This is a genomic window from Pseudomonas sp. KH_024_B2, from assembly GCF_057839965.1.
In genome coordinates this window covers 3805410-3828909 of sequence record NZ_CM174502.1, presented here as the reverse complement: position 1 = coordinate 3828909, position 23500 = coordinate 3805410, and the positions used below count along the sequence as shown (strand labels likewise).

The following is a 23500-nucleotide window of genomic DNA, read 5'->3' as shown; positions in this document are numbered from 1 at the left end:
CACTCTCATCGATTCTGTTCGGGATTCCATTGGCTATACCGCTGACCGCGGATGAACTGCCACAGACCGACCCCCATTCCGGCAAGGGTCACCAGTAAAAAAGCGGCGATGCGAAAGGGTTTGGGCAAGCGGTGGTGCACATCGAGCACACCGACGAGGGCTACCCCATAGCCCAGCAGTTGGGCGATCAAGGCCAGGTTGTAAAACTGTTGATCGCCCCACAGCCAGACACTGCTCAACAGCAGAGGCACCAGCAGCACCGGCGCCAGGCGGCGGATCAGTTTGTGGCTGATCAGCGCGACTGAGTACAGGCCATGACGCAGCGGATTGAGCAGCTCGCGACGCTGCGCCAGGCTTTGCAGGCCGCCGACGGTGACCCGCTGGCGGCGGCGAAATTGTTTGTCGGCCTCATCGACGCCCTGATCGATCACCTGCGCCGATTCGACGTAGACAATCCGTTTGCCCGCCACCGGCGCGCAGGTGCTGAGGAAGAAATCATCGTTCACGTGCCCCGGTATGGTCTGGAACAATTCGCGGCGCAGGGCGAGCAGGGCACCGTCGGCGGAGACCATGCAGCCCGTACGGTTTTCCACCCGGCGCAGCCAGCCCTCGTAACGGCGATAGAGGCTGTCGCCATGACTCAGGCCTTTACCCGGCACGGGGATCAACATGTGTCCGGCGCAGGCACCGACCTGTGGATCGTTCAGCGGCGCCAACAGTTGGCCCAGGGTATTGGTGGACCATTGGTTATCGGCGTCGGTGAACACCAGTATCTCGCCAGTGCTGAGCTCGACCGCGGCATTGAGGGTGGCGGCTTTGCCTTGACGCGGCAGGTCGAGAACCCGGATGCGCGGATCGACCACCCGTTGTGCGCAGGCCACGGTGTCATCGCTGGAGCCATCACTGGCGAGGATGATCTGCAGCGTGCGCGCCGAGTAATCCTGAGCGAGCAAGGTCCGCAGTTTCTCTTCGACATGCCTGGCTTCGTTGTGGGCCGCGATAATGATGCTCAGGGTCAACGGCTCGGTCACCGGGTATCGACGTTCAGCAAAGCATGGCGCCAGGATCGCCAGCATCAACGGGTAGCCCAGATAGGCGTACAGAGGCAGCAGCAGGCACAACCAGAAAATAAATTCAGCCACGGGCAGGCCTCCTGGCTTTCCAGTGACAAAGGCTGAGCACGAAGGCCACTCCACCAAGGTGCAGGCGAAGCCAGTGCAGTCCCCAGAGCTGCAGGGTCAAACCAGGGTCACGGTGTTTCAGGCTGTGGCGCAGGCTCAGCGCCAGCGCCGGCAGGCTGGTCGCCAGCAACAGCAAAAGCGCCAGTTGCGGCAGGCCGTTGAGCAGTGCCGAAATCGCCATGGCGTCGAATACCCAGGCACCCATCGACAGTAACGGGAAGCGCAGCAAGCGCAGACTGGCGCCATTGCTGCGCAGCAATTGCAGATGGCTGCCCTGACGCCACAGCTCCTTGCCCGACCATTCGCGCCAACTGCCCTCGTAACCCCAATGCAGGGCGACGCTCTCATTGACCGCAAGCAACCGCGCACCGGCTCGGCCCAGGCGCATTGTCAGGTCCTTGTCCTCGCCAGTGCGCAAGCTTTCGTCGAAGCCACCGACCCGGACGAACCACTCGCGGCGCATCAGCAGATTAGCCGTCGCCAGCCACTGCACCGAGTGCAGGGTATGAGTGTTGGGGCGCAACGTGCGGCGCTGCCAGGCGTGGGCGAACCACGGCGCTTCGATGGGGGTGTCGCAGTCCAGGGCGAGGACATCGGCCGAACCGCCGGACTCGAGTTCGAGTAACAGTGAGAGCCAGTTCAGCGGCACCTCAATATCGGCGTCGATGAACGCCAGCCATTCACCTCGTGCATTGGCAGCGCCGTGATTGCGCAACGCGCCGATGGGCAATCCGGGCAGAATCAGCACCTGAGCGCCCAGTTCACGAGCGATCTGCGGGCCCTGGTCCTGGGAGCCGTTGTCGACCACCACCAGATCACACTCAAGGCCCGCGACCTGGGCAGCCAGGCCTGCTGCCTGCAAGGTGCGGCCAATGTGCCGGGCCTCGTTGAACATCGGTATGACGATGGTGATGCGGCTCATGAGCGTGCCTCCGGCATCGGGCTTTCTTCAGCCTTCAGGCGTAGCACACTGGACAGCGCGAGCATGATCCACAGGTATTTGTGATTGGGCGCGCTGAGGAACATCAGGAACAGCGCCAGCGCCAACAGGCTCACGCCCAAGTGCGTGAGCAGGTCTGCCTGGTCCCAATTGCGCCTGCGCAACCAGGCGCGGCGAGCGCACTGAATGTTGTACAGAGACATGCCGAGCATGCCGACAAATAACAGTCCCGCCGGAATTCCCAGCTCACTGAAAATTTCCAGGTAGGTGTTGTGCGCGCGCCGGTACAGGTCGCCGACCTTCTTGTTGGCCGAGAAGACCTTGGCGTAACCGGTGGTCGCGTAGTGCAGCGAGAAAGTTCCCGGGCCGGAACCGAGCAGCGGGTGTTCGCGGATTATTTGCGAGCCGACCAGGATGTACGACGCGCGGCGCCCGAGGGACTCGTCGGTGCTGCTGGCGCCGGACTTGAGCACGCTGAGGGACTGGATGCGCTTGACGTAGCCCGCTGGCATCGAGTAGATCCCCAGGGGAATGATGATCGCCAGACCGAGCATGGCGAAGCCCAGGTGGCGCGGGCGAATTCGCGGCAATTGCCCGCGGTAATGGTAGGCGCCGACGGCCAGGCTGAGAAGCAGCACCACCAGCCCGGAGCGCGAATCGGTCTTGGTCATGCCGCCCAGCAGCAGCAGGCAGCAGCCCAGCCAGAACAGACGCTGCAACAGGTTCGGACTCTTGATCACCAGCCACAGCGCCAACGGGATGGCAAAGGCGATCAGCAAGGCAAAGGTGTTCGGGTCCGCGAGCAGACCGGAGGCCCGTCCCTGGTCCTGGTACCTGCTGGAAAATATCGCGAGGATGCAGGTCGCTGTGACGCTGAGGGTCACCAGCCGACAGAACATCTCCATGTTCAACTCACGGCCGATCAGCAGGGTGATCACGAACAGCACCAGGCCCACGCTCATCTCGCGCAGATGGGTGAAGGACATGCCCTGGTTATCGCTGACCAGCAGGCTTAGCAGGTACAACACCATGAACCCGCCCAGAAAGCGCCAGACATTGCTGCGTAGCCGCTCGGACGGGATCTGGTGCAGAGCCAGTTGCAGGGCGAGGATCAGCGCCAGCGAGACGCCGAGGAGTTTTGTCCCGGACAGGGCGTTGTCCTTGAACAGGCCTTCGAGCGGCACCAACGCGGCGATGCCCAGCAGGCCCCAGGCCGGGCGCCGGTACAGCACCATGACCCCGACCAGGCCGAGTACAGCGCCGGGCGCCAGATACGGATAAGGGCTGACCAGCAAGCCAAGGCAAACCAGACCGAACAAGCTGACGATCGAGAGCGGAAAAATCATGTACGCGCCTCCCGTGCAGTGCGGATGTAAAGCTGCGACCAGCGCTCGGCCAGGGCCGGTAGGTCGTAGCGCTCGAGCTGGGTCCGGCGAGCGTTAGTGGTCAGGGTCCGCGCCAGTTGCGGCTCGTCCAGTAGGGCGGCGATCTGACGGGCCAGCGCAGCGCCGTCAGCGGGTTCTGCGAGCAGGCCGTTGTGCCGGTCCTCGATCACATCGGGAATCCCGCCGACGCTGAACGCCACCACCGGCACCCCGGCTTGCATCGCCTCGAGCAACGTCATCGGCGTGCCTTCGGTGCGCGAACTGATCACCAGTGCATCGAGTTTCGTCCACCACGCACCCATATCGGTCTGGTAGCCCGGCAGCTCGATGCGCGCCAGCAGCCCGGCAGCGCCGATCCGTGCGAGCAGGATGTCGCGTTCGGGGCCGTCGCCGAGCATCACCGCGTGCAGCCCGGGGTACTGGTGGCACAGCGGGATCAGCGCATCGAGAAACAAGTCCGGACCTTTCTCGCTGCTCAGCCGCCCAACGTAGCCAACCCGCAAGTGTCGATGGTCGGTCGTGCGCGGGTACCGGCTGGTGGCGGTCGGCAGACCATTTGGAATCACTTGCAGCTTTTCCGCTCGTACGCTGGCGCGACGATGCAGCGCGGCGATGCTTTCGGCGACACAGACCACCCGGTCCACCGAGGAGGTGCGGCACAGTTGCAGGCTCAGCCAGGTATAGAAGCGTTGTTTGTGACTGCGCGGGGTGAAGCCGTGTTGGGTAATCACCAGCGGCAGGCGCCACAGCGTGGCCGCCACCCAGCCAAACAGCAGGCCCTTGAAGTTATGCGTATTGAGCAACGGGCGTTCTGCACGGCGTTGACGCAAGTGCCGCAACAGCTCGCCCAGCCCCGAGCAGCTGCGGCAATCGACCCCGGCGTCACGGAACCGCGCGATCAGCTCGGGCGGTGCGCCGAGGAACAGCACCTGATGTTGCCCCGGCGTCGCCAGACAATGATCCAGCAGCATCCGCTCAGCCCCATAGAAACCGCCGCTGCCGAGCAGATGGATGATCGGCAGCGCAGGGGTGAGCGCAAGGTTCATTTACGCACCCAATGCAAGAAGCTCTGTGTCGACCAATTGGGATGTGGATTGGGCTGGCCTTCATTCTGGTCGTTGATCACCAGCAACACCGGCAGGCCGAGTTGATGGGTGATTTGCGCCGGGTGTTTGAAGCGATGATCGAAGAACTCGCGCACATAGACCAAGGCGATGGCCAGCAACAGACCGGTGAGCATGCCGAACGGAATGATCAACAGCGGTTTGGGAAAAGCCGCCTCGGTCGGTTCATAGGGCGGGCTCAGAACGCGTGCGTTCGACAAGTCGCTGTCGAACATGCGCTGGCTGCTGGTTTCTGCAAAGCGTTGGGCGTAGGTGGAGAAGGCCGCGTGCAGGGCGTTGATTTCGGTTTCCATTTGCTGCAGTTTGCTTTGGGTCTCCTGCAACTGATGGATGCGGTTCTTGAACTCGGCGATGCGCTGGGTCTTCTGGTTGATCACCGCCGTGACGACCCCCAGATCGATGGTTCGCTCCTGAATGCGATTGCTGACGATCTTGAGGAACTGCTGCCGCGCGCGGGAGATCTGCTCCTGGGTCAACTGCATCGGTTCGCTGCCCGGTTGGAAGATCGACAGGTCGTTGTTGTAACGGGTGACCAGAGTCGTCAGCTGTTCGCCGAGCTGCCGGACCTCACGGTCTTCAAAAGCGATGTTGTCCACCGTGGTGGTGAAGGTGTAGGGGAAGGTGTAATCGCTGAGCTTGGCACTTTTGGCAGCAGCCAGACTGGTTTTCAGGTAGTCGAGCCAGCGCTGGCTTTGCAGCAGGCGGTCGCGGGCCAGGTTGAGCGACTGTTCTTCGGTGTTGATCGCATTCAGGCGGAAGGTGATTTCTTCCCTGGGATTGGAAGCGCCGATGCTTTCCAGCAGCCCCAGGCGTGTGCCTTCCAGACCATCCAGACGGTCCTTGAACTGCATTTTCTTCTGTTCGTAGAAGGTTTGCGGCAGGTCGATCGACTGCAGGTCCTGGCGGTTTTGCAGATAGTTTTCCAACAGTTGCGCGACGAACTTGGTGCCCAGGGCCGGATCGCCGGAGCTGTAGGTGATCGAAATCACATTGGAGCCCGGCAGCGTCTCGATCTTGAGGTCATCGATAGCCTGCACAGCGAGAGCATCCAGATCGAAATCGGTAGCGCCGACCGGATCGACTTCAAGGCCGAGCAGATCGCGTACCGGATCGATCACGTACTCGCGCAGCGGGTTGACCACCAGAGTATCGAGCAGGCCCGGGGCGGGCGCGTATTCGCCCTGCTCGTGCAACTGGCTGATGGTCTGGCGGGTCAGCGCCGGTGAACGCAGGATATTGCTTTCGGTTTCCATGTCCGCCAGTGAAGGCGGAATGAATTTGTCGCTGTCCTGAGTCATTGACGTCGTAGCGTCGCTTTGCGAGAGTTTCTTGGACTGCACGATCACCTGGGAAGTGACATCGAAGCTCTGTTTGAGCACCAACGGCAGCACCAGGGCGATTGCAGCGAAGATCAGAAATACCTTTTTCACCAACTGACGGTTGGCGAAGAAGATCCTGAAAAACTCATGCAGGTAATTTTCCTTTGGGTTCATGGCCGGGTACCTGTGAGGGTTAGTTGTCACTGTCGTTGTCGTCCAGGCGATAGGAGAAGCCCACGCCCACTCCCTGGAACAACACCACGTCAGCCAGTTGCCGCGCCAGTTCACCGGCGCTGGCCAATCGGGTCTTGGGCACGAAGAGCATGTCGTCCGGCTGCAGATAGGCCATCTGCGGCGCATCGGCGCTCAGCGCCTCTTCAACGTTGTAGCGGCGTGCTTCGACCTGATTGCCGTTGCGGCGCATGATCACCACCGAGTCGAGCCGCGCCTTGACGTTCGTCCCGCGGGCCAGTGTCAGCGCCTCGAGAACCGAGATCGGCCGGCGGATCGGATAGGCGCCGGGTTGGCCGACTTCACCGAGCACATAGATTTCGTTGCCCGAGGTGGACTTGAGCAGCACGTCGACGCTCATCCGCCCAGGCAACTTCGCATAGCGTGTGTTGAGGTAGCTTTCCAGCTGGTTGACCGTCATGCCTTGCAGCGGGATCGAGCCGATTTCCGGGAAGCTCGCATAACCGTCGTTGCCCACGACGATCTCCCGGCTCATGCCGGTCGCCGGGTGGTTCAGCGTGGTTCTGAGGTTCTGCTCGTTGGTCAGCGGGGTGGTGACCAGTACGGTCAGATTGTTGCGATTGGGCTGGAACAGGCTTTTGTTTCGATAGGTGCGCTGAAGCGCCTCGCGCGCCTCATTGGTGGTCAGCCCGGCGACTTTCACCGACGTGTTGGCGCCGGGCAGCTCGATGGTGCCGTCCGGTAACACCACCTGGGTGCCATTGAGCTGGCTGGCCGCGGTGAAGTTCAGCGCGACCTGGTCACCGGACTGGATGCGGTAGGCATCCGAGCCACTGGTACTGATGTGGAAGATCACATCGAGCACATCCTTGGGCCGCAACGTCTGCTCGACCCTGGCCATATCGCTGGCCTGGGCGTCGGCCGGTGCAGCCGTGAGGATCTGCACCGGCATACTCTGTGTTTCGGAATGGCTGGAGCAACCTGCAAGCGGCAGCAACAGCAGGGCAAACCATATAGCTTTCATGTCGTCATCCTCTGGCTGCTGCTCACAGGTTGTTGTAGAGCCACTTGGGCATGTAGTACTTGCGGCCATTGAAGATGCTGCCGACCAGTTTCGCCCCGGCCTGACTCAGGCGTTGGGCCGCGGCCTGTGCCACCTCCCAGCGGGTATCCTCGGCGCGCACCACCAGAATCACACCGTCCACCAGCGTGCTGATGACCAGCGTGTCGGCAGCCGAATACACCGCGTCGCCATCGAGCACCACGAAGCGATACTGCGCACCGAGCTGCTTGAGCAGCGGACGCAATTGCTCCGGGTTCAGATGATCGGCGCCGCGGATGTGCCGGCCGTTAGGCAGGATGTGAAAGGGCATGGTCGAGACATTCACGATGCAGTCCTGCAGCAGCGGCGGGCTCTGGTTGAACAGCAGATCGCGAAAGCCGCGCTCCTTCTGTAAGCCAAGCTGCTGACTGAGATTGGCGTCCGCCAGGCTTGCGTCGACGAGCAGCACCTGACCGCTGCTCATTTGTGCCAGTTGACCGGCCAGCGCCAGGGCGCTGGTGCTGGTGCCGCAGCCGGTATTGGCGGCAGTCAGGAATAGGATCCGAAGATCTTGATCGAGCACGGTCGAGGTCAGGTTGGTCTCGCTCGGGTTCGCGATGGTCAAGCTTTTGGTTGATGAGCCGTCCATTTAACTCGCTCCGTGTCCGCTGAACACTTTGTAGGGGGTTTTCAAGAGGATCTTCAAATCAAGCATGAAGCTTTGGTGAGCGATGTAACTCAGGTCCAGCTCCACGCGTTGGTCGAAGTCGAGATTGCTACGCCCGGAGATCTGCCAGAGACCAGTCATGCCGGGGTAGATGCTCAGCCGCGCAAGGTGGGTGTCCTTGTAGCGGTAGGCATTGAATGAGGTTGGGCGCGGTCCCACCAGGCGCATGTCGCCGGTGACCACGTTGATCAGATTGGGTAACTCGTCCAGGCTGCTGCGCCGCAGCCAGCGGCCAATATGGGTCACTCGCGGATCCTGATCGATTTTGAAGTCGATGGCGTCAAAGCCATGTTTGTTGAGGTGGCGCAGGGACTCCTTGAGCTCTTCGGCGTTGGCCACCATGGTGCGGAACTTGTACATGCCGAAACCGCGCCCGCGATACCCGGTGCGTTTCTGAACGAACAGCGCAGGGCCCGGGCTGCTCAGCTTGATGATCACGGCCAGTGTCAGCAGAACAGGCGAGAGCAGCACCAGCAGCACCAATGCACCCAGGCAGGCCACCACGCGATTGGTCCGCGACAGTGTCCAGGGGCGCCCGCCATTGCGGCCGGTGATCCAGCCGCGGCCCTGCCTGTGGATCGCGGCATCCAGGCGCATGCGATGATTGGGATCCAGGCGTTTGTCTAGATGCAGCTCTGCGAGCGGCACACCTTGCTGCGGACCGGTCATAGATTTCTCCGCTTCTGCACAGGTACTGCCAGTGGCGAAGTCCGACTTTCTAGCGGTGCCTCAACGACGGGCAATGGGTAGTAATCACGGAACCAGGAAACGAAGCGCGCGAGCCCTTCGTCCAGTTCGACCCGGGGATGGAAGCCGGTGTCTTTCTCAAGTGACGAGACGTCGGCGCTGGTGTTGAGCACATCGCCCGGTTGCAGGGGCAGCAGCTCGACCTCAGCCTTGATGCCCAGGTGTTTTTCAAGGAGGGCGAGGTAATCCTTGAGTTCGACCGGGTGCTGTCCGCCAATGTTGTAGAGCCGCCATGGTGCCATGCTGGTCGCGGGGTCCGGGCGTTCGCGATCCCAATTCGGGGCGGCTTGCGGTGCACGCTCGAGCAGGCAGATCAGGCTTTCGATGATGTCGTCGATGTAGGTGAAATCGCGCTGGTGCTGGCCGTAGTTGAAGAGTTTCAGCGCACGGTGTTGAACAATGGCCTGGGCGAACAGCATCGGCGACATATCCGGGCGACCCCACGGGCCGTACACGGTGAAGAAACGCAGGCCGGTGCAGGGAATGCCGAACAGGTGGCTGTAACTGTGGGCCATCAGCTCATTGGCTTTCTTGGTCGCGCCATACAGCGAAAGAGGGTGGTTGACCCCGTCTTGCACCGAGTAGGGCGTGTGCTGGTTGGCACCGTAGACCGAACTGGATGAGGCGTAGATCAGGTGTCGCACCGGATGATGACGGCAGCCTTCGAGGATATTCAGAAAACCCTTCAGGTTGCTGTCGACATAAGCGCGTGGGTTGTCCAGCGAGTAGCGCACCCCGGCCTGCGCGGCGAGGTGGATGACAACGTCCGGTTGCTCGCGGGCGAAGAGTTCGGCGATCGCCTCGCTGTCGGCCAGGTCCAGGCGAAACAACGGGAAGTCGCCCGCTTGCGCCTGTACCCAGTGCACGCGGGCCTCCTTCAGTGCCGGGTCGTAGTAGTCGTTGAAATTGTCCAGCCCGCACACCTGGTGCCCTTCGCGCAGCAGGCGCAGGATGCAATGGGCACCGATAAAACCGGCGGCTCCAGTCACCAGGATTTCCATTCAGTCACCCCCTTGCGGGGCGATGGTGCGCAGGCCGATTCCACGATAGTGCAACCCTGCGGCCGCGACTTGCTCAGGGTTGTAGAGATTGCGGCCGTCGATGATCACCCGCGAGCGTAATTTGCTCGCCAGCAGGTCAAAGTCGACCACCCGAAAGTTCTTCCACTCGGTGCAGATCACCAGGGCATCGGCATCCTCCAGGGTGTCGTCACGGGTGGCGCACAGTTGCAAATCGTTGCGATAGCCATAGATGCGCCGGCACTCGGCCATGGCCTCAGGGTCGAAAGCGCGAACGGTCGCGCTCTCCTGCCATAGCGCTTCCATCAGGTAGCGGCTGGGGGCTTCGCGCATGTCGTCGGTGTTCGGTTTGAAGGCCAGCCCCCAAACGGCGATCGACTTGCCAGCCAGGCCCTGCGGGAAACACGGTTTGAGTTTGCTGAAGAGAATATGGCGCTGGATGTCATTCACTTCGCAGACGCTGTGCAGCAAGCGCAACGCCATGTCGTTCTGCCCGGCGGTATGCAGCAAGGCCCGCAGGTCCTTGGGGAAGCACGAACCGCCAAAGCCGCAGCCGGGGTAGATGAAGTGATATCCAATACGTGGGTCCGAACCGATGCCTTTACGGACCGCTTCGATGTCGGCACCCAAACATTCGGCCAGGGCGGCCAGTTCATTCATGAAGCTGATGCGGGTGGCCAGCATGGCGTTGGCGGCGTACTTGGTCAGCTCTGCGCTACGGCTATCCATGAACATCAACTTTTCACGGTTGCGACAGAACGGCGCGTAAAGCTCTGCAAGCTGGCTGCGAGCTACCTCGTCATTGGTGCCGATGATGATGCGGTCGGGGCGTATGCAGTCGTTGAGGGCGCTGCCTTCCTTGAGGAACTCCGGGTTGGAAACCACACGCGCATTCAGCTGCGTTTTGCTTCTGCGCTGCAATTCTTCGAGGGCGCAGGCGGCCACTTTGTCGGCGGTTCCGACCGGCACCGTGGATTTGATGATCAGTGTGCGATCGGCATCCATGCACCGTGCGATTTCCCGGGTGACCGTCAGCACATGATTGAGGTCAGCCGAACCGTCCTCATTCGCCGGCGTACCGACCGCGATGAAGATCAATTCGGCATGGGCGATGGCATCACTGGCCTGGGTGCTGAACAGCAACCGGCCGGCTTTGATGTTGTCTTCCAGCATGCTGGAAAGCCCAGGCTCACTAATGGGTGGAACTGATTGTTGTAACTGTCTGATTTTGTTGAGGTCGATATCGACACATAACACCCGATGGCCCACATCTGCCAATGCGGCTGCTTGAATCAGGCCAACGTAGCCTGTGCCGAATACGCTCACGTCCATAATGGCGTGCCTCGTAGCTCGTATAGAAAGCAATGAATGTTAATGAAATGAGACTGTTGAAGTGGGTATAGACCAGCTTGGGCAAAACATGTCAACGAAATGACATGTTCTTCGTGCTTGGGAAATAATGGCGTTTTCGGCTCTTTGCCATCAAGCGCTTTGTGGCAGCGGGTTTGGTACGTTTTTTAACCAAAAATAGCCTCGATATCTAAACGACGAACGGTCTGTATCGCTTGATCTGCGTGGCTCTCAGCACTAATTGTGTGTCAGATTTGAGTCATCTGTTTTTTGACGCTTTCAAGGTTGAAACACTCTCTTGCGCTTTGACAGTGCAATGCTAGTGTCTTACCCATATTAGTAACGGAGACGGTGGAGACGAATCGAGGTCGTCAATTAATTGACTGGTCTGGCAAGACGCTGCAGGGGAAGATCAGCAGTAACCTTTGCAGGCGCACTTTGTCTTTGTTTACGGGCATTTACAGTCACGGCGCGGGTTGCACGCCAGCCCAGAGAGGGATTTATGGCGAGGTACATCAAGGAACTGTTGATCGTTCTGTATCTACTGAAAAGCCATGATTATTACCTTGAGCGCATTACCGCGATGGGCTTCGGTTTACCGGTACTGCTGTTTACCGCAATGTTCATCGTTCTGGTACTCGCGTTACTGTTGAGCGCCTACATCCGCCAGACATTCGTCCGTCACCTGTTCGCGCTGATCTTCTTCATATCCGCGGTATTTTTCGACATCTACGGCAAAGTCACCGCCGATTACCTGACCTACAGCAACTTCATCTCGCTGATCTATTCAGGCGGATTTATTCAGGAGGCGGCTTACCAATACCGCGAGGTCATTTTCGGCTCGGTGGCCAGTGGGTCGTTGCTGCTGGTGGGGATCGCGCTCAAGCCACGGCGACGCCTCCCGCTGCCAGGTTACGTATTGGCGGCGGCACCGGTTTTCGGGGTCGTGCTGCTTTCGGCAGTGCTCTTCGTGCGTGCGGGCGAAGGCGCCAGAGGCTTGCCCATCATGTACACGCCGCTGGCTTATCTGAACCTGTTGGCCTATGAGACGGCCCATAACACCGTAGGCCCTCGTGAGGCGGTCAGCCTGTCGCGACAACCCCAGGCCGTCGGTCACGATATCGTGCTGATCATCGATGAAAGCATCTCCGGTAATTACCTGGATATCAACGCGCCCTTTGGCGTGCACAGCAACCTGAAGGAGCCGCGTCCGGGGGTGGACATTTACAACTACGGTTACGCCGCGTCCATTGCCAACTGCAGTGCCGATACCAACGTCACGTTGCGCTATGGCGGTACCCGCCATGACTACATGCGAATCAACTCGACCCTGCCGTCGATCTGGCAATACGCCAGGCAGGCGGGACTGCGCACGGTGTATATCGATGCCCAGCGCACGGGTGGCTTCTTGCAGAATCTGATGACCGACCTTGAGCGCCAGGACATCGACGAGTTTGTCCAGTTCGACCGGACCCGTGTGCGCGACCGGGATATGGCGGTGGCGCAGAAGTTGATCGAGTTGCTCAACGACGGTCAGCCGGAGTTGGTGATCATCAATAAGGTGGGTGCGCATTTCCCGGTCCACGACAAATACCCGGATGACTTCATGGCCTACCGACCGGCGCTGCCACGGGGGCACTATGTCGAAGTGGCCGACACCGGTTCACGCGATGGTTTCAATGGCCAGCCAGATGACTGGGCGTTGTACCGCAATGCCTACAAGAACACGTTGCTGTGGAATGTCGGCGAGTTCTTTTCGCGAATCTTCGCCCAGGCGGACCTGAGTAACGCGGTGCTGATCTACACCTCCGATCATGGCCAGGACCTGCACGAGCGCGGCAACCCGGGCCTGAATACCCATTGTGGCGGCGATCCGGTAGAGGAGGAGGGCCTGGTACCGCTGGTGGTGATCCAGGGTAGTGACCTGCGCACGCTGGACTGGCAAACCGCGCTGGCGGGCAATAAAGATCATTCCAGTCACTACAACATCTTCCCCACGATGTTGCAGCTGATGGGCTACGACCTGGCGGCAATCGAACCGGTTTACGGCAAGCCATTGAGTGAACCGACCCAGGACGACTTTACCTTCAATATTCGCTTCAACGCGCGTCTGGGGGCAATGCCGGTGTGGAAGCATATCGACCTTTCGCAAATCGTCACGCCACCTCAGGTTCCGGTGGGTTTGGCGGCGGGTGGGTAAGGGACTGACCTCGAACGTTTTGAGTGATTGCCTGTCTTGTTTTGGTATCATAATATAATACCATGAACAATAAACAGCTCAGCACCCTTAAAGCTATCTTCTCAAAGCCTGTTCCAGCCACGTTGGAGTGGGCCCGTATTGAATCATTGTTCGATGCTGCCGGTGCCAGGACCATTGAGGGTAAAGGGTCGCGGGTACGCTTTGAGCTCAACGGTGTGATGGGTACCTTCCATCGACCACACCCCGATAAAGAAGCAAAGCCCTACCAGGTTCGTGATGCCCGGGCTTTCCTTGAACAAGCAGGAGTCACCCCATGAACGTGATGAGTTACCAAGGCTACGCCGCTCGAATTGAGTACAGTGAAGAAGACGGCCTATTTGTCGGCCATATTGCTGGCATAAGAGATGTCGTTGGTTTCCATGGCGAATCTGTACAAGAGCTTCGAGCTGCATTTGAAGAGGCGGTTGTCGACTACCTTGATACTTGCGCAAAACTGGACCGCGCCCCACAGAAACCTTACTCGGGAAATATCAGTCTGCGATTGGAACCGGCACTTCATGCCACCGTCGCCGTCAAAGCACAGCTGGCTCATAAAAGCATCAATCAATGGGTGACTGAAGTGCTTGATCGCGAGGCGCATGCCTGAGCTGTTCGGCAGCCGGTAATGCAGTCAGGCAACGCTGATTTTATTGACGCTGGTGATCGATCCGTTCCAGATCATCTCGTAGTGGGCTGTTTGAATGACCGATGAGACGGGTCTCGGGGTCATCAGCGCCCAGCAGTAGTTGCCCTGCAGACGCACGGAGTTGTACCGCAGGCCAGCGCACCCTGCATCCTTGACTGCCTTCCCCAGGCGATGGGAGTGCGTGTAATCGACCGGATCGTAGACAGGATCGTTCATCGGAACGGAGGCGCCATCCCTCATTGCTTCGTCAACGAATGTGCAGGATAACCCCCGGAAAACAAACCTCTCGTAATTGAGGTTCTGGACTTTCGACCAATACTGATTCTGGTGATGTTGCACCTCAGCCAGCGCGGTTTCCATCGTGGCAGCCAGGTACAACACGCCGAAACTGCCATCGCTGAAACGCGAACCCGCCGGGTTGACGTGGGTGAAAGGCGCTGTCGCGTAAGAGCACCCAGGGATGCCAAAGGGAATCTGCGCACGGGGTATCAGCTCAAGGCGACCGGTCTCATTTTGCAGCCGCGGATTCGTGAGGGCCTGTATCTGATAGAGAACATCGAACTCCTCCGCATCCGCCACGTCGTCAAACAACGCAATAGGCGGAAACTTTGAATTGACCAATCGGTAGGCCTGCAACTGCTCACCGGCCAACTCCGCCAGCTGGCCCACCATTACCATTGCGCGCCTCGCAGCACGTCGATCCGCCGAAATGTCTCGTACAGGGAAATCATATCCCCCTGGGACATGATTTCGAGCGGGGTACGCCCGTTGAAAAACTCGTTTTCGTTGGCCATCGCCGCAAAACCATAGACGTTCTCAGGGTTATCAAAGACCAGGCGCAAAGTGGCGTGGATGTTGAGAACAAAACTGATGCGCTGCATCTGGTCTGAATCCAGGCTTACGGACCAATTGGGATCGCGTTGCTTTGCCCGTGTGTACGTACTGCGGGAAATGCGCAGGATATGACAGGCCTGATCGCTCGACGCCTGCCACTTTTCGAGTATGCCCACAGCGGCTCGCAGACCTGTCACGCACTGGTCTTTGGTGAAGCCTTGGGCTTGGAGGGCTACAGTCATGGACGTCACCTCTTGATTGTTCTGTAGATGCAAATATAGACAATATGGCTCTAGAGAGCAAGCGCATTCAAGAGGCGGAGGGCCAGACATGAGGGTGGGCAATGACTTCTGTGTTGTTGGATAGGGCCTCATCGCGAGCAGGCTCGCGATGAACGATAATGCGGTTGATCTGGCGAACTCGCCACAGGGACTGCGTTCGCTTTCTGTTTCTTGGCTGACCGGCATTGAGTCAAGCCCGCTCCAACGACAAACCGCTATCCTTGGCCTCACCGTCCGTCAAACGAGCGTGCCCATGCTTCAGGTGCAAGGTGTGTTCAAAAGCTATGCAACGCCGCAGGGCCCGCTGGCGGTGTTGCAGGGTGTCGACTTGCAGTTGAGGAACGGCAGCAGTCTGGCGCTGATGGGTGAGTCGGGCAGTGGCAAGAGCACTTTGCTGCATCTGATTGCCGGGCTGGATAAGGTCGATCGCGGCAGTATCTGCATCGGCGATCAGCGCCTGGAGCAGATGAGCGAATCACAATTGGCCAACTGGCGGCGCACTGAAGTGGGCCTGGTGTTTCAGCAATACAACCTGATCAGCAGCCTGCGGGTGGAAGACAATCTGGCCTTTCAAGCACGCCTGGCCGGGCGGTATGAGCCGGTGTGGCAAGCGCAGTTGATCGAGCGGCTGGGGCTGGGTGACCTGCTCAAACGCTATCCCGAACAACTCTCGGGCGGTCAGCAGCAACGGGTGGCGCTAGGGCGCGCGCTGGCTCCGCGCCCGGGCTTGTTGCTGGCCGATGAACCCACCGGCAGCCTCGATGAAACCACCAGCGATGAAGTACTTCGGTTGCTCCTGGAACTGCTCGAAGACAGCCCCACCAGCCTGTTGATGGTCACCCACAGCCCGAGGGTCGCGGCGCGGCTGGCGGAGAAGGTCGTGCTGCATGGCGGGCGTCTGGCGGGCGCGGGTGAGGGCTGATGCGGGTTTTTCATGGGGCACTGCGGGCGCTGCTCAGCCATTGGCGGCAGCATCCGGTGCAGTTTTTCAGCGTATTGACCGGGCTCTGGCTGGCCACCAGTCTGCTGACCGGCGTGCAAGCGCTGAACAGTCAGGCGCGGGAAAGTTACGCGCGAGCGAGCCAGTTGATCGGCGGTGAGCCTCAGGCCAGCCTCACCGCGCCTGGCGGTGCGACCTTTTCCCAGGCGTTATTCGTCAACCTGCGGCGTGCCGGTTGGCCGGTGTCGCCGGTGCTGCAAGCGCGGCTGTCACTCAAGGGCCATGAGGATCAACGTTTGCAACTGATGGGCATCGAGCCGCTGTCGTTGCCGAGCGGCTCTGCGGTGGCCGGGCAAGCACTGGACATCGCGCGGATGGTCGACTTCATCAGCCCGCCAGGCAGCACCTGGATCGCCCCACAAACCTTGCAGGCACTGGGTTATCAGGAAGGCGAACAACCGCTTGCCGTGAATGGGCAACGCTTGCCGCCGCTGCACAGCCAGGCCGACATGGCGCCCGGTGTATTGCTGATGGATATCGGCTTCGCGCAACAGGTTCTGGGCATGCCGCAGCAGCTCTCGCGCCTGCTGCTGCCCAAAGACTTCGCCGCCACTGAGCCATCGTTACCCGTCGAATTGGCCGGACAATTGGTGCTCAAACACAGCGGCGAAGAAAACAACCTGTCACGCCTGACCGAAAGCTTTCACCTGAACCTCGATGCCCTGGGCTTTTTGTCGTTCGCGGTGGGCCTGTTTATCGTGCATGCCGCCATCGGCCTGGCACTGGAGCAACGCCGCGGATTGATCAGAACCCTGCGGGCCTGCGGTGTCAGTGCGCGGATGCTGATCTTCAGCCTGAGTGTGGAACTGGGTTGCCTGGCGCTGCTGGGCGGCATCGCCGGGGTCGTCAGTGGCTACCTGCTGGCCGGTGTGCTGTTGCCGGATGTCGCTGCCAGCCTGCGTGGGTTGTACGGTGCTGAAGTGGCCGGGCAATTGAGCCTGAGCCCGCTCTGGTGGGTCAGTGGTGTCGGCTTGGCCCTGCTCGGTGCGCTGCTGGCCGGCGCCAACAGTTTGCTGCGGGCGGCACGTCTGCCGTTGCTCGCGCTGGCCAACCCGCAAGCCTGGCATCAGGCCCATGCCCGCTGGTTGCGACGTCAGGGCTGGGTGGCGGCCATTGCAGCAGTGGTGGCGCTATTGGCATTGCTGTTGGGCGACAGCCTGAGCAGCGGTTTTATGCTGCTGGCTTGCCTGTTTCTGGGGGCGGCACTGGGCTTGCCGGTGTTGCTCAATGCCGTCCTGACCCTTGTGCTCAGGCGCAGTCGCTCGGTGTTGGGGCAGTGGTTTATCGCCGATTGCCGCCAGCAATTACCGGCCTTGAGTCTGGCGCTGATGGCGCTGTTGTTGGCAATGGCCGCCAACATTGGCGCCGGCAGCATGACCGCAGGCTTTCGCCAGACCTTCAGTGACTGGCTCGAGCAACGTCTGACTGCCGAGCTGTACGTCAATCCAGAAAGTCCGGCTCAGGCCCGTGAGATTCAGCAGTGGCTGGGCCAGCAGCCGCAGGTCTCTGCGGTATTGCCCAGCTGGCAGGTGTCGATCCAGTTGCAAGGCTGGCCGGCGGATGTGTACGGCGTTATCGATCACCCTATGTATCGCCAGCACTGGCCGTTGCTGCAAGCGCAGGGGGACACGCCGTGGGAGCAGTTGGCCGCTGACGACACGCTGATGCTCAGCGAGCAACTGGCCCGTCGGCTGACGGTGCAATTGGGCGATCGCCTGGCGATTCCCACGCCCCAAGGCCAATGGTCGCCGCGCATCGTCGGGATCTATGCCGACTACGGCAATCCGAAAGGGCATCTGCTGGTCAACGCCGATCATTTGCAGCGTTACTGGCCGCAGCTGGCACCGAGTCGTTTCAACGTACGCATCGATCCCGCGTCGGTACCGTCATTGGTGCGTGCTCTGCAAGCGCGCTTTGCCCTGGTCGACAATCGTATCGTCGATCAGACGCAACTCAAGGTCTGGTCCAGCCAAGTGTTCGAACGCACCTTCGCCGCCACCGCCGCGCTCAACAGCCTGACCCTGGGGGTGGCCGGTGTCGCGCTGTTTATCAGCTTGCTGACCCAGAGCGAGAGTCGTCTCGGGCAACTGGCGCCGTTATGGGCGTTGGGTGTGACGCGCCGCCAACTGATGCTGCTCAACCTGGGGCAGACCTGGCTGTTGGCGGTGTTGACCTTGCTGCTGGCGTTGCCGTTGGGGATCTTGCTGGCGTGGTGCCTGAACGCGGTGATCAACGTTCAGGCGTTTGGCTGGCGTCTGCCGCTGCGGATTTTCCCGCTGCAACTGCTGCAGTTGATGGCCCTGGCTTTGTTGGCGACGTTACTCGCATCAGCCTGGCCGCTGCTCAAGCTCTACCGCAGCCGACCAGCCGATCTGCTCAGGACCTTTGCCCATGAAGATTAAGCGGCTGCGGCTCGGCTTTCTGCTGTTGATGATATGGCAACTGAGCGGTTGCGATGAGGCGCCCGGCAACGCCGACAGTTTTGCCGGATTGGGCAGTGAGGCGCAGGCGTTCACCCCTGTGGTTCCCGGCAGAGCATTCAGCTTCCCGGCGGATCACGGACCCCACGACGGTTTTCGCATCGAGTGGTGGTACGTCACCGCCAATCTCAAGGACGATCAGGGGAACAGCTTCGGCGTGCAATGGACCTTGTTTCGCAATGCGCTGAAAGCCGTACCCGAGCAATCCGGTTGGGGCAGCCAGACCATCTGGTTGGGCCACGCGGCAGTGACTTCGGCCAACCAGCATCACGCCGCAGAGCGCTATGCCCGTGGAGGTGTCGGCCAGGCCGGGGTCAGCGCTGCCCCGTTCGCGGCCTGGATCGATGACTGGAGTTTTGCCAGTCAGTCAGGTACCGAAAACCCCTTGGCCGAGCTGCAACTGCACGCCCGTGGGGAAGGCTTCAGCTATCGATTGCGCCTGACCTCGAGCAAGCCCCTGGTGCTGCAAGGCGAGCAGGGCTTCAGTCAGAAATCCGAGCAAGGCCAGGCGTCGTACTACTACAGCCAGCCGTTTTTTCAGGCGTCGGGCAGCCTTGAGATCGACGGCAAAACCTGGCAGGTCAGCGGCCCGGCCTGGCTCGACCGCGAGTGGAGCAGCCAGCCGTTGACCGCCAACCAAACCGGTTGGGACTGGTTCTCCCTGCATCTGGATAGCGGTGAGCAACTGATGCTGTTTCGGGTGCGCGAAAAGGATGGCGCCGCGTATCTGACCGGGACCTGGATACTGGCCGATGGGCGTACTCAAACACTGCGCAAAGACGACATCAGCCTCACGCCGCTGGCGGTCTCTGACGTAGCGGGGCGCAAGATGCCGACTCGTTGGTCGATCAAAATTCCCGGCAAAAACCTGGACATCACTCTCCTCGCGCTGAACCCCAACGCCTGGATGGCGCTTCGGATTCCTTACTGGGAAGGACCGGTGCAGTTGAGTGGCAGTCACGCTGGCAGCGGGTATCTGGAAATGACCGGGTATTGAGATCAGTTCTGAATGGTCGTACCGGTGAGTTCAGTGCGAGAAATATTGTGTCCAGATTTATTCAGATTCTGTGCGCGGACATATCGCTCAGGTTCCATTAAAATCCCTTCGTTCGCCCAGTGTAATGGCTCTTTACCGGTGCACGGATTGCCAAGGCCACCGCACTGGGCGAACTCCCTTCAGTTACATCCATGCTGCACTGTCACACTGTGACGGCAGATTCAGCGCGGCACAGCATTCCAGAATCGAGCGCCGCTGAGCGGTGATGGCAATCTGCCGCGTCCCTGATAGACTCCCAGCAAACCCGCAATAGATCTCAGGTTCCGTTCAGCAGCACAGAGGAGCTTTGGCCCCTATGCGACATACTGGAGGAAAGGGACTTTCACTGGCCAGGAGGCTGTACACATCACGCATGTTTGGCCTGACGCTGGGATTCATTTGCGTGGGCGCTGCGATGTACCCGATCGATCCGCCGACCTGGGTCTGGGTCTTCATGGTCTTCAACGGCTTTGTCTGGCCGCATCTGGCCTTTCAATGGGCACGTTTTTCAAAAGTCCCTTTCCACGCCGAGCACCGCAATATACTGATCGATTCGTTTCTCGGCGGTTTCTGGGTCGGGGCCATGCACTTCAATCCATTGCCCGCGGTGGCCACGCTGTCGATGATGGCGATGCACAACGTCGCGATCGGCGGTATGCGCTTTCTGCTGGCCGGTTGTGTCGCTCAAGTACTGGGTATCGCCACCGCGCTGCTGATTTTTTCATCGGCATTCATCCCCGAAACCAGCCCTCTGCAGCTGTATGCCTGTCTGCCGCTATTGACGCTGTATCCGTTGCAGCTGGGCTGGACTTGTTATCGACAAGCCCACACGCTTGGGCGGCACAAGCGTGAGTTGCTGGCGCTGAGCCATACCGACAGTCTCACTGGCTTGCTGAACCATGGTGCCTGGAAGGATCAACTGGAAGTCGAGTTCCAGCGTTGCCAGCGCCAGCAGCAGGGTGGGGCCATCGCGCTGATCGACATCGATCACTTCAAAACCATCAACGACACCTACGGCCACGTCGCCGGGGACATCGTGCTGCGCCAGTTGAGCAAGATCCTCAGGCAAAACCTGCGCGCCAGTGACCTGGCCGGGCGTTACGGCGGCGATGAATTTTGCGTGATCCTGCCGGACATGCCGCTGAGCAGCGCCGCCCGGACCATGGACGCTCTGCGTGATCGCTTCGCCTGCCTGGGCTATGAGCAAGACCCGGCGCTCAAGGTCAGCCTGAGCATCGGTCTGGCCGCCTTCAATCCCGCATACACCGATGCGACCCTTTGGCTCAATGACGCCGACCAAGCGCTCTACGAAGCGAAAACCACCGGGCGTAATCGGGTCATTTGCCGGGCGCCGCATTACATCGTGTTCAATTCGATGTGAATGTAAATCTTAAGTCTGGCGAGCACTGGGGGGCTGATTGGGGCTTTTTGATTGTGTACATATCCGTTTCTGCGGTAACGGCTACTTAGGGTTCCGCCCTGACGGCGGGTCACTTGGAAAAGCCCCAAGTAACCAAGGGCTCTTGCCCCTTTCGTTCGGTGCCTCGCTAAGGCTCGGCATGCCCTCGCTCCGGTCCTGCTCCGTGGGCCCGCCGCGATCGGCCATCCATGGCCGTGCGCGGCTAACCCGGCATCCATGCCGGGTTGCCCACTGCGCAGAACCTCCACTCGGCCTCTCGAGGGGGCGGTGCCTCAAGATCAAAAGCTGCAGGCGAGCTAACGCTCGGCCTGTTGAGTGGTGAAAAGCGAGTTGTACGCCGATCCATGTGGGAGCGAGCCTGCTCGCGAAGCTGTTGATCTTGCCGTTGCCGTTGCCGTGGCCGTGGCTGTGGCTGTGGCTGTTGCCGTTGCTGTGGCTTTTGAACTTGATCTGTCTGCCCCTTTCCCAGAGGCCGAACGCAGGCGTTGCGCAGGGGGCACCGCGGCAGGATGCCGCGGTAGCCGCCCCCGGCCCAGGCTGTGTGAAAACGTTCTAGAGCAAGTTTGACTGTCAGAATCAGAGCGAAAATCGCGCTCCTACGCAAATTTCAGGTCTGCTGACTAGCCAAGCGCTGGCAGATTTTACGTAGCAACGCAGACTTCCAAACGGTGCCTGCGTTTTCACACAGCCTGGGCCATGGATGGCCGATGGCGGCGGGCCCCCGGAGCAATGCCTTCGTTATGGCATGCCGAGCCTAGGCGAGGCACCGAATGGTGGGGCAGAAGCGCTTTGGTTACTTTCGACTGGGCCGGCATTCCGGATTTTCGAAAGTGACCCGCCGTCAGGGCGGAACCCTAAGTGACCGTTACCGCAGAAACGGATATGTACCCCGACCCCAAGTGACCGTTACCGCAGAAACGGATATGTACCCCAACCCCAACCGCAGTCACCGCAAAAAACGGATGTACACACAATCAAATTAATTTACCGGCATTAAGGCAAGCTCAGGACTTGCCCCCTGCCGGGGCGCGCAGCGGCCCTAAAACCAGAGCGGTCCGCCTATAATGTGTCGCCAAGCGTACAGTGCGTATCGATTACCCTGACTCGAGTGATTTCCCTTGCAAGCCACCCGCCTGACCCTGATCTGCCACGCCCGAACCGACGCCCAGAAGCTCGCGCGTTTGCCTTTGGACGAGCCGCTCGAAATGGATTGGCAGGCCGCGCGGGGCTCGCGAGCCGGCGGCTTCAAGCGCGTGCCGCAATTGCTCTGCGGGCCGGAGGCCCGTGCCAGGCAAACTGCCGAGCTGTTCGGCGCTGACATGCAGATCGTTTCGGCACTGCGTGATTGCGACTTCGGACGGTGGCAGGGCCTGCGGATCAATGACCTGCAAAAAACTGAACCCGAGGCACTTCAGGCCTGGTTGACCGAAAGCACCTGCGCCCCCCACGGTGGCGAGTCGGTCGCGCAACTAGGCGAGCGGGTGGCTGACTGGCTGGAAACCTTGCGCGCTACCCCAGGGCACTTCGTCGCGATCACTCATCCGTTCGTCATTCGTGCGGCGCTTGTGCACGTCATGCAGTGCCCGCCCGCGGCGTTCAACGTGATCGATGTCGAGCCGTTGTCGGCCACCGAGTTGCGCTTCAATGGGCGGTGGCGATTAAGGCTGCAGGAAAACCGCCCAGAGACGGAGACGATTACCCCATGAAGAAGATTCTGATCATCGGCATCGGCGCCGGTAACCCCGAATACATCACCCTGCAGGCGGTCAACGCGCTGAATCGGGTCGACGTGTTTTTCATCATGGACAAGGGCCAGAGCAAGGAAAAACTCACCGACCTGCGCCATGACATCTGCGAACGCTACATCACCGATCGCGACTACCGCTTCGTCGAAGCCCACAGCCCCGAGCGCACTCGCGGCGACGTGGACTACACCGCAAGCGTCCATGATCTGAACCGCGACAAGCAGCAGACCTTCGAGCGGTTGATCACTGAGGAGATGGTGGACGACGAATGCGCGGCGTTTCTGGTGTGGGGCGATCCGGCGTTGTACGACAGCACCATCAGAATTTTGCAGGCGATTCTCGCCAGTGGTCGTTGCACCTTCGACTTCGAGGTCATCCCCGGCATCAGCAGCGTTCAGGCCCTGGCGGCACAACATAAGGTGCCGCTGAACAGTATTGGCCGGTCAGTCGAAATCACCACCGGACGCCGGCTCGCCGCCGGGTTAGTCAGCGATGCCGACAGCGTGGTGGTGATGCTCGATGCCGAGGACTCCTATAAGCATGTCGCGGATCAGGATCTGGACATCTATTGGGGCGCTTACCTGGGGACGCCGGATGAAATCCTGATTGCCGGCAAGCTCAAGGATGTCGCCGATGACATCGAGCGAGTGCGCAAAGCGGCGCGGTTGGCCAATGGCTGGATTATGGATACGTATTTGTTGCGTAAATCTGAGCCAGGGGAGTGAGTGACTCCTTGAGATTTGTGTTGTCTGTCTTGGCCTCATCGCGAGCAAGCTCGCTCCCACATTAGATC

At 60.2% G+C, this 23500-nt stretch carries 21 protein-coding genes; 9 read left to right on the top strand and 12 right to left on the bottom strand.

The annotated features are described in order from the left end of the window. Positions 1 to 5: 5 nt before the first annotated feature. Genes AC3I0A_RS17715 through AC3I0A_RS17670 form a run of 10 tightly spaced genes read right to left on the bottom strand, consistent with a single transcriptional unit; the run spans position 6 to position 11008 of the window. Positions 6 to 1142 (bottom strand): glycosyltransferase family 2 protein, encoded by a 1137-nt coding sequence (locus AC3I0A_RS17715; protein WP_489373476.1) that lies wholly within the window; start codon positions 1140 to 1142, stop codon positions 6 to 8. After that, entirely contained in the window at positions 1135 to 2103 is a 969-nt protein-coding gene (locus AC3I0A_RS17710) for a glycosyltransferase family 2 protein (protein WP_489373475.1), read from the bottom strand. Before AC3I0A_RS17710 ends, AC3I0A_RS17715 begins: the two co-directional genes overlap by 8 nt. Next, positions 2100 to 3467, bottom strand: a complete 1368-nt coding sequence (locus AC3I0A_RS17705; RefSeq protein WP_489373473.1) for an O-antigen ligase family protein — start codon at positions 3465 to 3467, stop codon at positions 2100 to 2102. Before AC3I0A_RS17705 ends, AC3I0A_RS17710 begins: the two co-directional genes overlap by 4 nt. Further along, the gene (locus AC3I0A_RS17700) at positions 3464 to 4552 is read right to left on the bottom strand and encodes a glycosyltransferase family 4 protein (RefSeq protein ID WP_489373472.1); all 1089 of its coding nucleotides are present in this window, start codon (positions 4550 to 4552) and stop codon (positions 3464 to 3466) included. The genes AC3I0A_RS17705 and AC3I0A_RS17700 overlap by 4 nt, the downstream gene beginning before the upstream one ends. Continuing rightward, positions 4549 to 6123: a GumC family protein gene (locus AC3I0A_RS17695; RefSeq protein ID WP_489373470.1), complete on the bottom strand. Its 1575-nt coding sequence runs from the start codon at positions 6121 to 6123 to the stop codon at positions 4549 to 4551. The genes AC3I0A_RS17700 and AC3I0A_RS17695 overlap by 4 nt, the downstream gene beginning before the upstream one ends. A 19-nt stretch (positions 6124 to 6142) precedes the next feature. Further along, complete coding sequence (locus AC3I0A_RS17690; RefSeq protein ID WP_489373468.1) at positions 6143 to 7165, bottom strand: polysaccharide biosynthesis/export family protein; 1023 nt, start codon at positions 7163 to 7165, stop codon at positions 6143 to 6145. Positions 7166 to 7187: 22 nt separating this feature from the next. Further along, positions 7188 to 7832: a CpsD/CapB family tyrosine-protein kinase gene (locus tag AC3I0A_RS17685; protein ID WP_489373466.1), complete on the bottom strand. Its 645-nt coding sequence runs from the start codon at positions 7830 to 7832 to the stop codon at positions 7188 to 7190. Further along, positions 7833 to 8579, bottom strand: a complete 747-nt coding sequence (locus AC3I0A_RS17680; protein WP_489373465.1) for a sugar transferase — start codon at positions 8577 to 8579, stop codon at positions 7833 to 7835. Then, on the bottom strand, positions 8576 to 9658 hold the full coding sequence (locus tag AC3I0A_RS17675) for an NAD-dependent epimerase (RefSeq protein ID WP_489373464.1): 1083 nt from the start codon (positions 9656 to 9658) through the stop codon (positions 8576 to 8578). The genes AC3I0A_RS17680 and AC3I0A_RS17675 overlap by 4 nt, the downstream gene beginning before the upstream one ends. Continuing rightward, positions 9659 to 11008, bottom strand: a complete 1350-nt coding sequence (locus AC3I0A_RS17670) for a UDP-glucose dehydrogenase family protein (RefSeq protein WP_489373462.1) — start codon at positions 11006 to 11008, stop codon at positions 9659 to 9661. Between the two features lie 520 nt (positions 11009 to 11528). On the opposite strand from AC3I0A_RS17670, the gene AC3I0A_RS17665 reads away from it, so the two are divergent. The 3 genes from AC3I0A_RS17665 to AC3I0A_RS17655 all read left to right on the top strand — a co-directional run bounded on the left by AC3I0A_RS17665 (position 11529) and on the right by AC3I0A_RS17655 (position 13872). After that, positions 11529 to 13226, top strand: a complete 1698-nt coding sequence (locus AC3I0A_RS17665) for a sulfatase-like hydrolase/transferase (RefSeq protein WP_489373460.1) — start codon at positions 11529 to 11531, stop codon at positions 13224 to 13226. A gap of 62 nt (positions 13227 to 13288) precedes the next feature. Continuing rightward, positions 13289 to 13543, top strand: coding sequence for a type II toxin-antitoxin system HicA family toxin (locus AC3I0A_RS17660; protein WP_489373458.1), 255 nt, complete (start codon positions 13289 to 13291; stop codon positions 13541 to 13543). Continuing rightward, positions 13540 to 13872 carry a type II toxin-antitoxin system HicB family antitoxin gene (locus AC3I0A_RS17655; protein WP_489373456.1) on the top strand — a complete coding sequence of 111 codons (333 nt, stop codon included), beginning with the start codon at positions 13540 to 13542 and terminating at the stop codon, positions 13870 to 13872. The genes AC3I0A_RS17660 and AC3I0A_RS17655 overlap by 4 nt, the downstream gene beginning before the upstream one ends. A 24-nt stretch (positions 13873 to 13896) precedes the next feature. On the opposite strand, the gene AC3I0A_RS17650 is transcribed toward AC3I0A_RS17655, so the two are convergent. Next, a complete protein-coding gene (locus tag AC3I0A_RS17650) occupies positions 13897 to 14589 on the bottom strand; it encodes an RES family NAD+ phosphorylase (protein ID WP_489373454.1) in 693 nt (230 codons plus the stop codon). After that, entirely contained in the window at positions 14583 to 14987 is a 405-nt protein-coding gene (locus tag AC3I0A_RS17645) for an antitoxin Xre-like helix-turn-helix domain-containing protein (RefSeq protein WP_489373453.1), read from the bottom strand. Before AC3I0A_RS17645 ends, AC3I0A_RS17650 begins: the two co-directional genes overlap by 7 nt. A 292-nt stretch (positions 14988 to 15279) precedes the next feature. On the opposite strand from AC3I0A_RS17645, the gene AC3I0A_RS17640 reads away from it, so the two are divergent. The 6 genes from AC3I0A_RS17640 (at position 15280) to cobF (ending at position 23432) form a co-directional block, all read left to right on the top strand. Beyond that, positions 15280 to 15948, top strand: coding sequence for an ABC transporter ATP-binding protein (locus AC3I0A_RS17640; protein ID WP_489373451.1), 669 nt, complete (start codon positions 15280 to 15282; stop codon positions 15946 to 15948). Next, on the top strand, positions 15948 to 18428 hold the full coding sequence (locus AC3I0A_RS17635) for an FtsX-like permease family protein (RefSeq protein ID WP_489373449.1): 2481 nt from the start codon (positions 15948 to 15950) through the stop codon (positions 18426 to 18428). The genes AC3I0A_RS17640 and AC3I0A_RS17635 overlap by 1 nt, the downstream gene beginning before the upstream one ends. Further along, entirely contained in the window at positions 18418 to 19503 is a 1086-nt protein-coding gene (locus AC3I0A_RS17630) for a lipocalin-like domain-containing protein (protein WP_489373447.1), read from the top strand. Before AC3I0A_RS17635 ends, AC3I0A_RS17630 begins: the two co-directional genes overlap by 11 nt. 355 nt (positions 19504 to 19858) lie before the next feature. Then, a complete protein-coding gene (locus AC3I0A_RS17625) occupies positions 19859 to 20923 on the top strand; it encodes a diguanylate cyclase (RefSeq protein WP_489373446.1) in 1065 nt (354 codons plus the stop codon). A 1157-nt stretch (positions 20924 to 22080) separates the two neighbouring features. Continuing rightward, complete coding sequence (locus AC3I0A_RS17620) at positions 22081 to 22668, top strand: histidine phosphatase family protein (protein ID WP_489373444.1); 588 nt, start codon at positions 22081 to 22083, stop codon at positions 22666 to 22668. After that, positions 22665 to 23432, top strand: coding sequence for a precorrin-6A synthase (deacetylating) (cobF, locus tag AC3I0A_RS17615; protein WP_489373443.1), 768 nt, complete (start codon positions 22665 to 22667; stop codon positions 23430 to 23432). Before AC3I0A_RS17620 ends, cobF begins: the two co-directional genes overlap by 4 nt. Positions 23433 to 23500 lie beyond the last annotated feature (68 nt).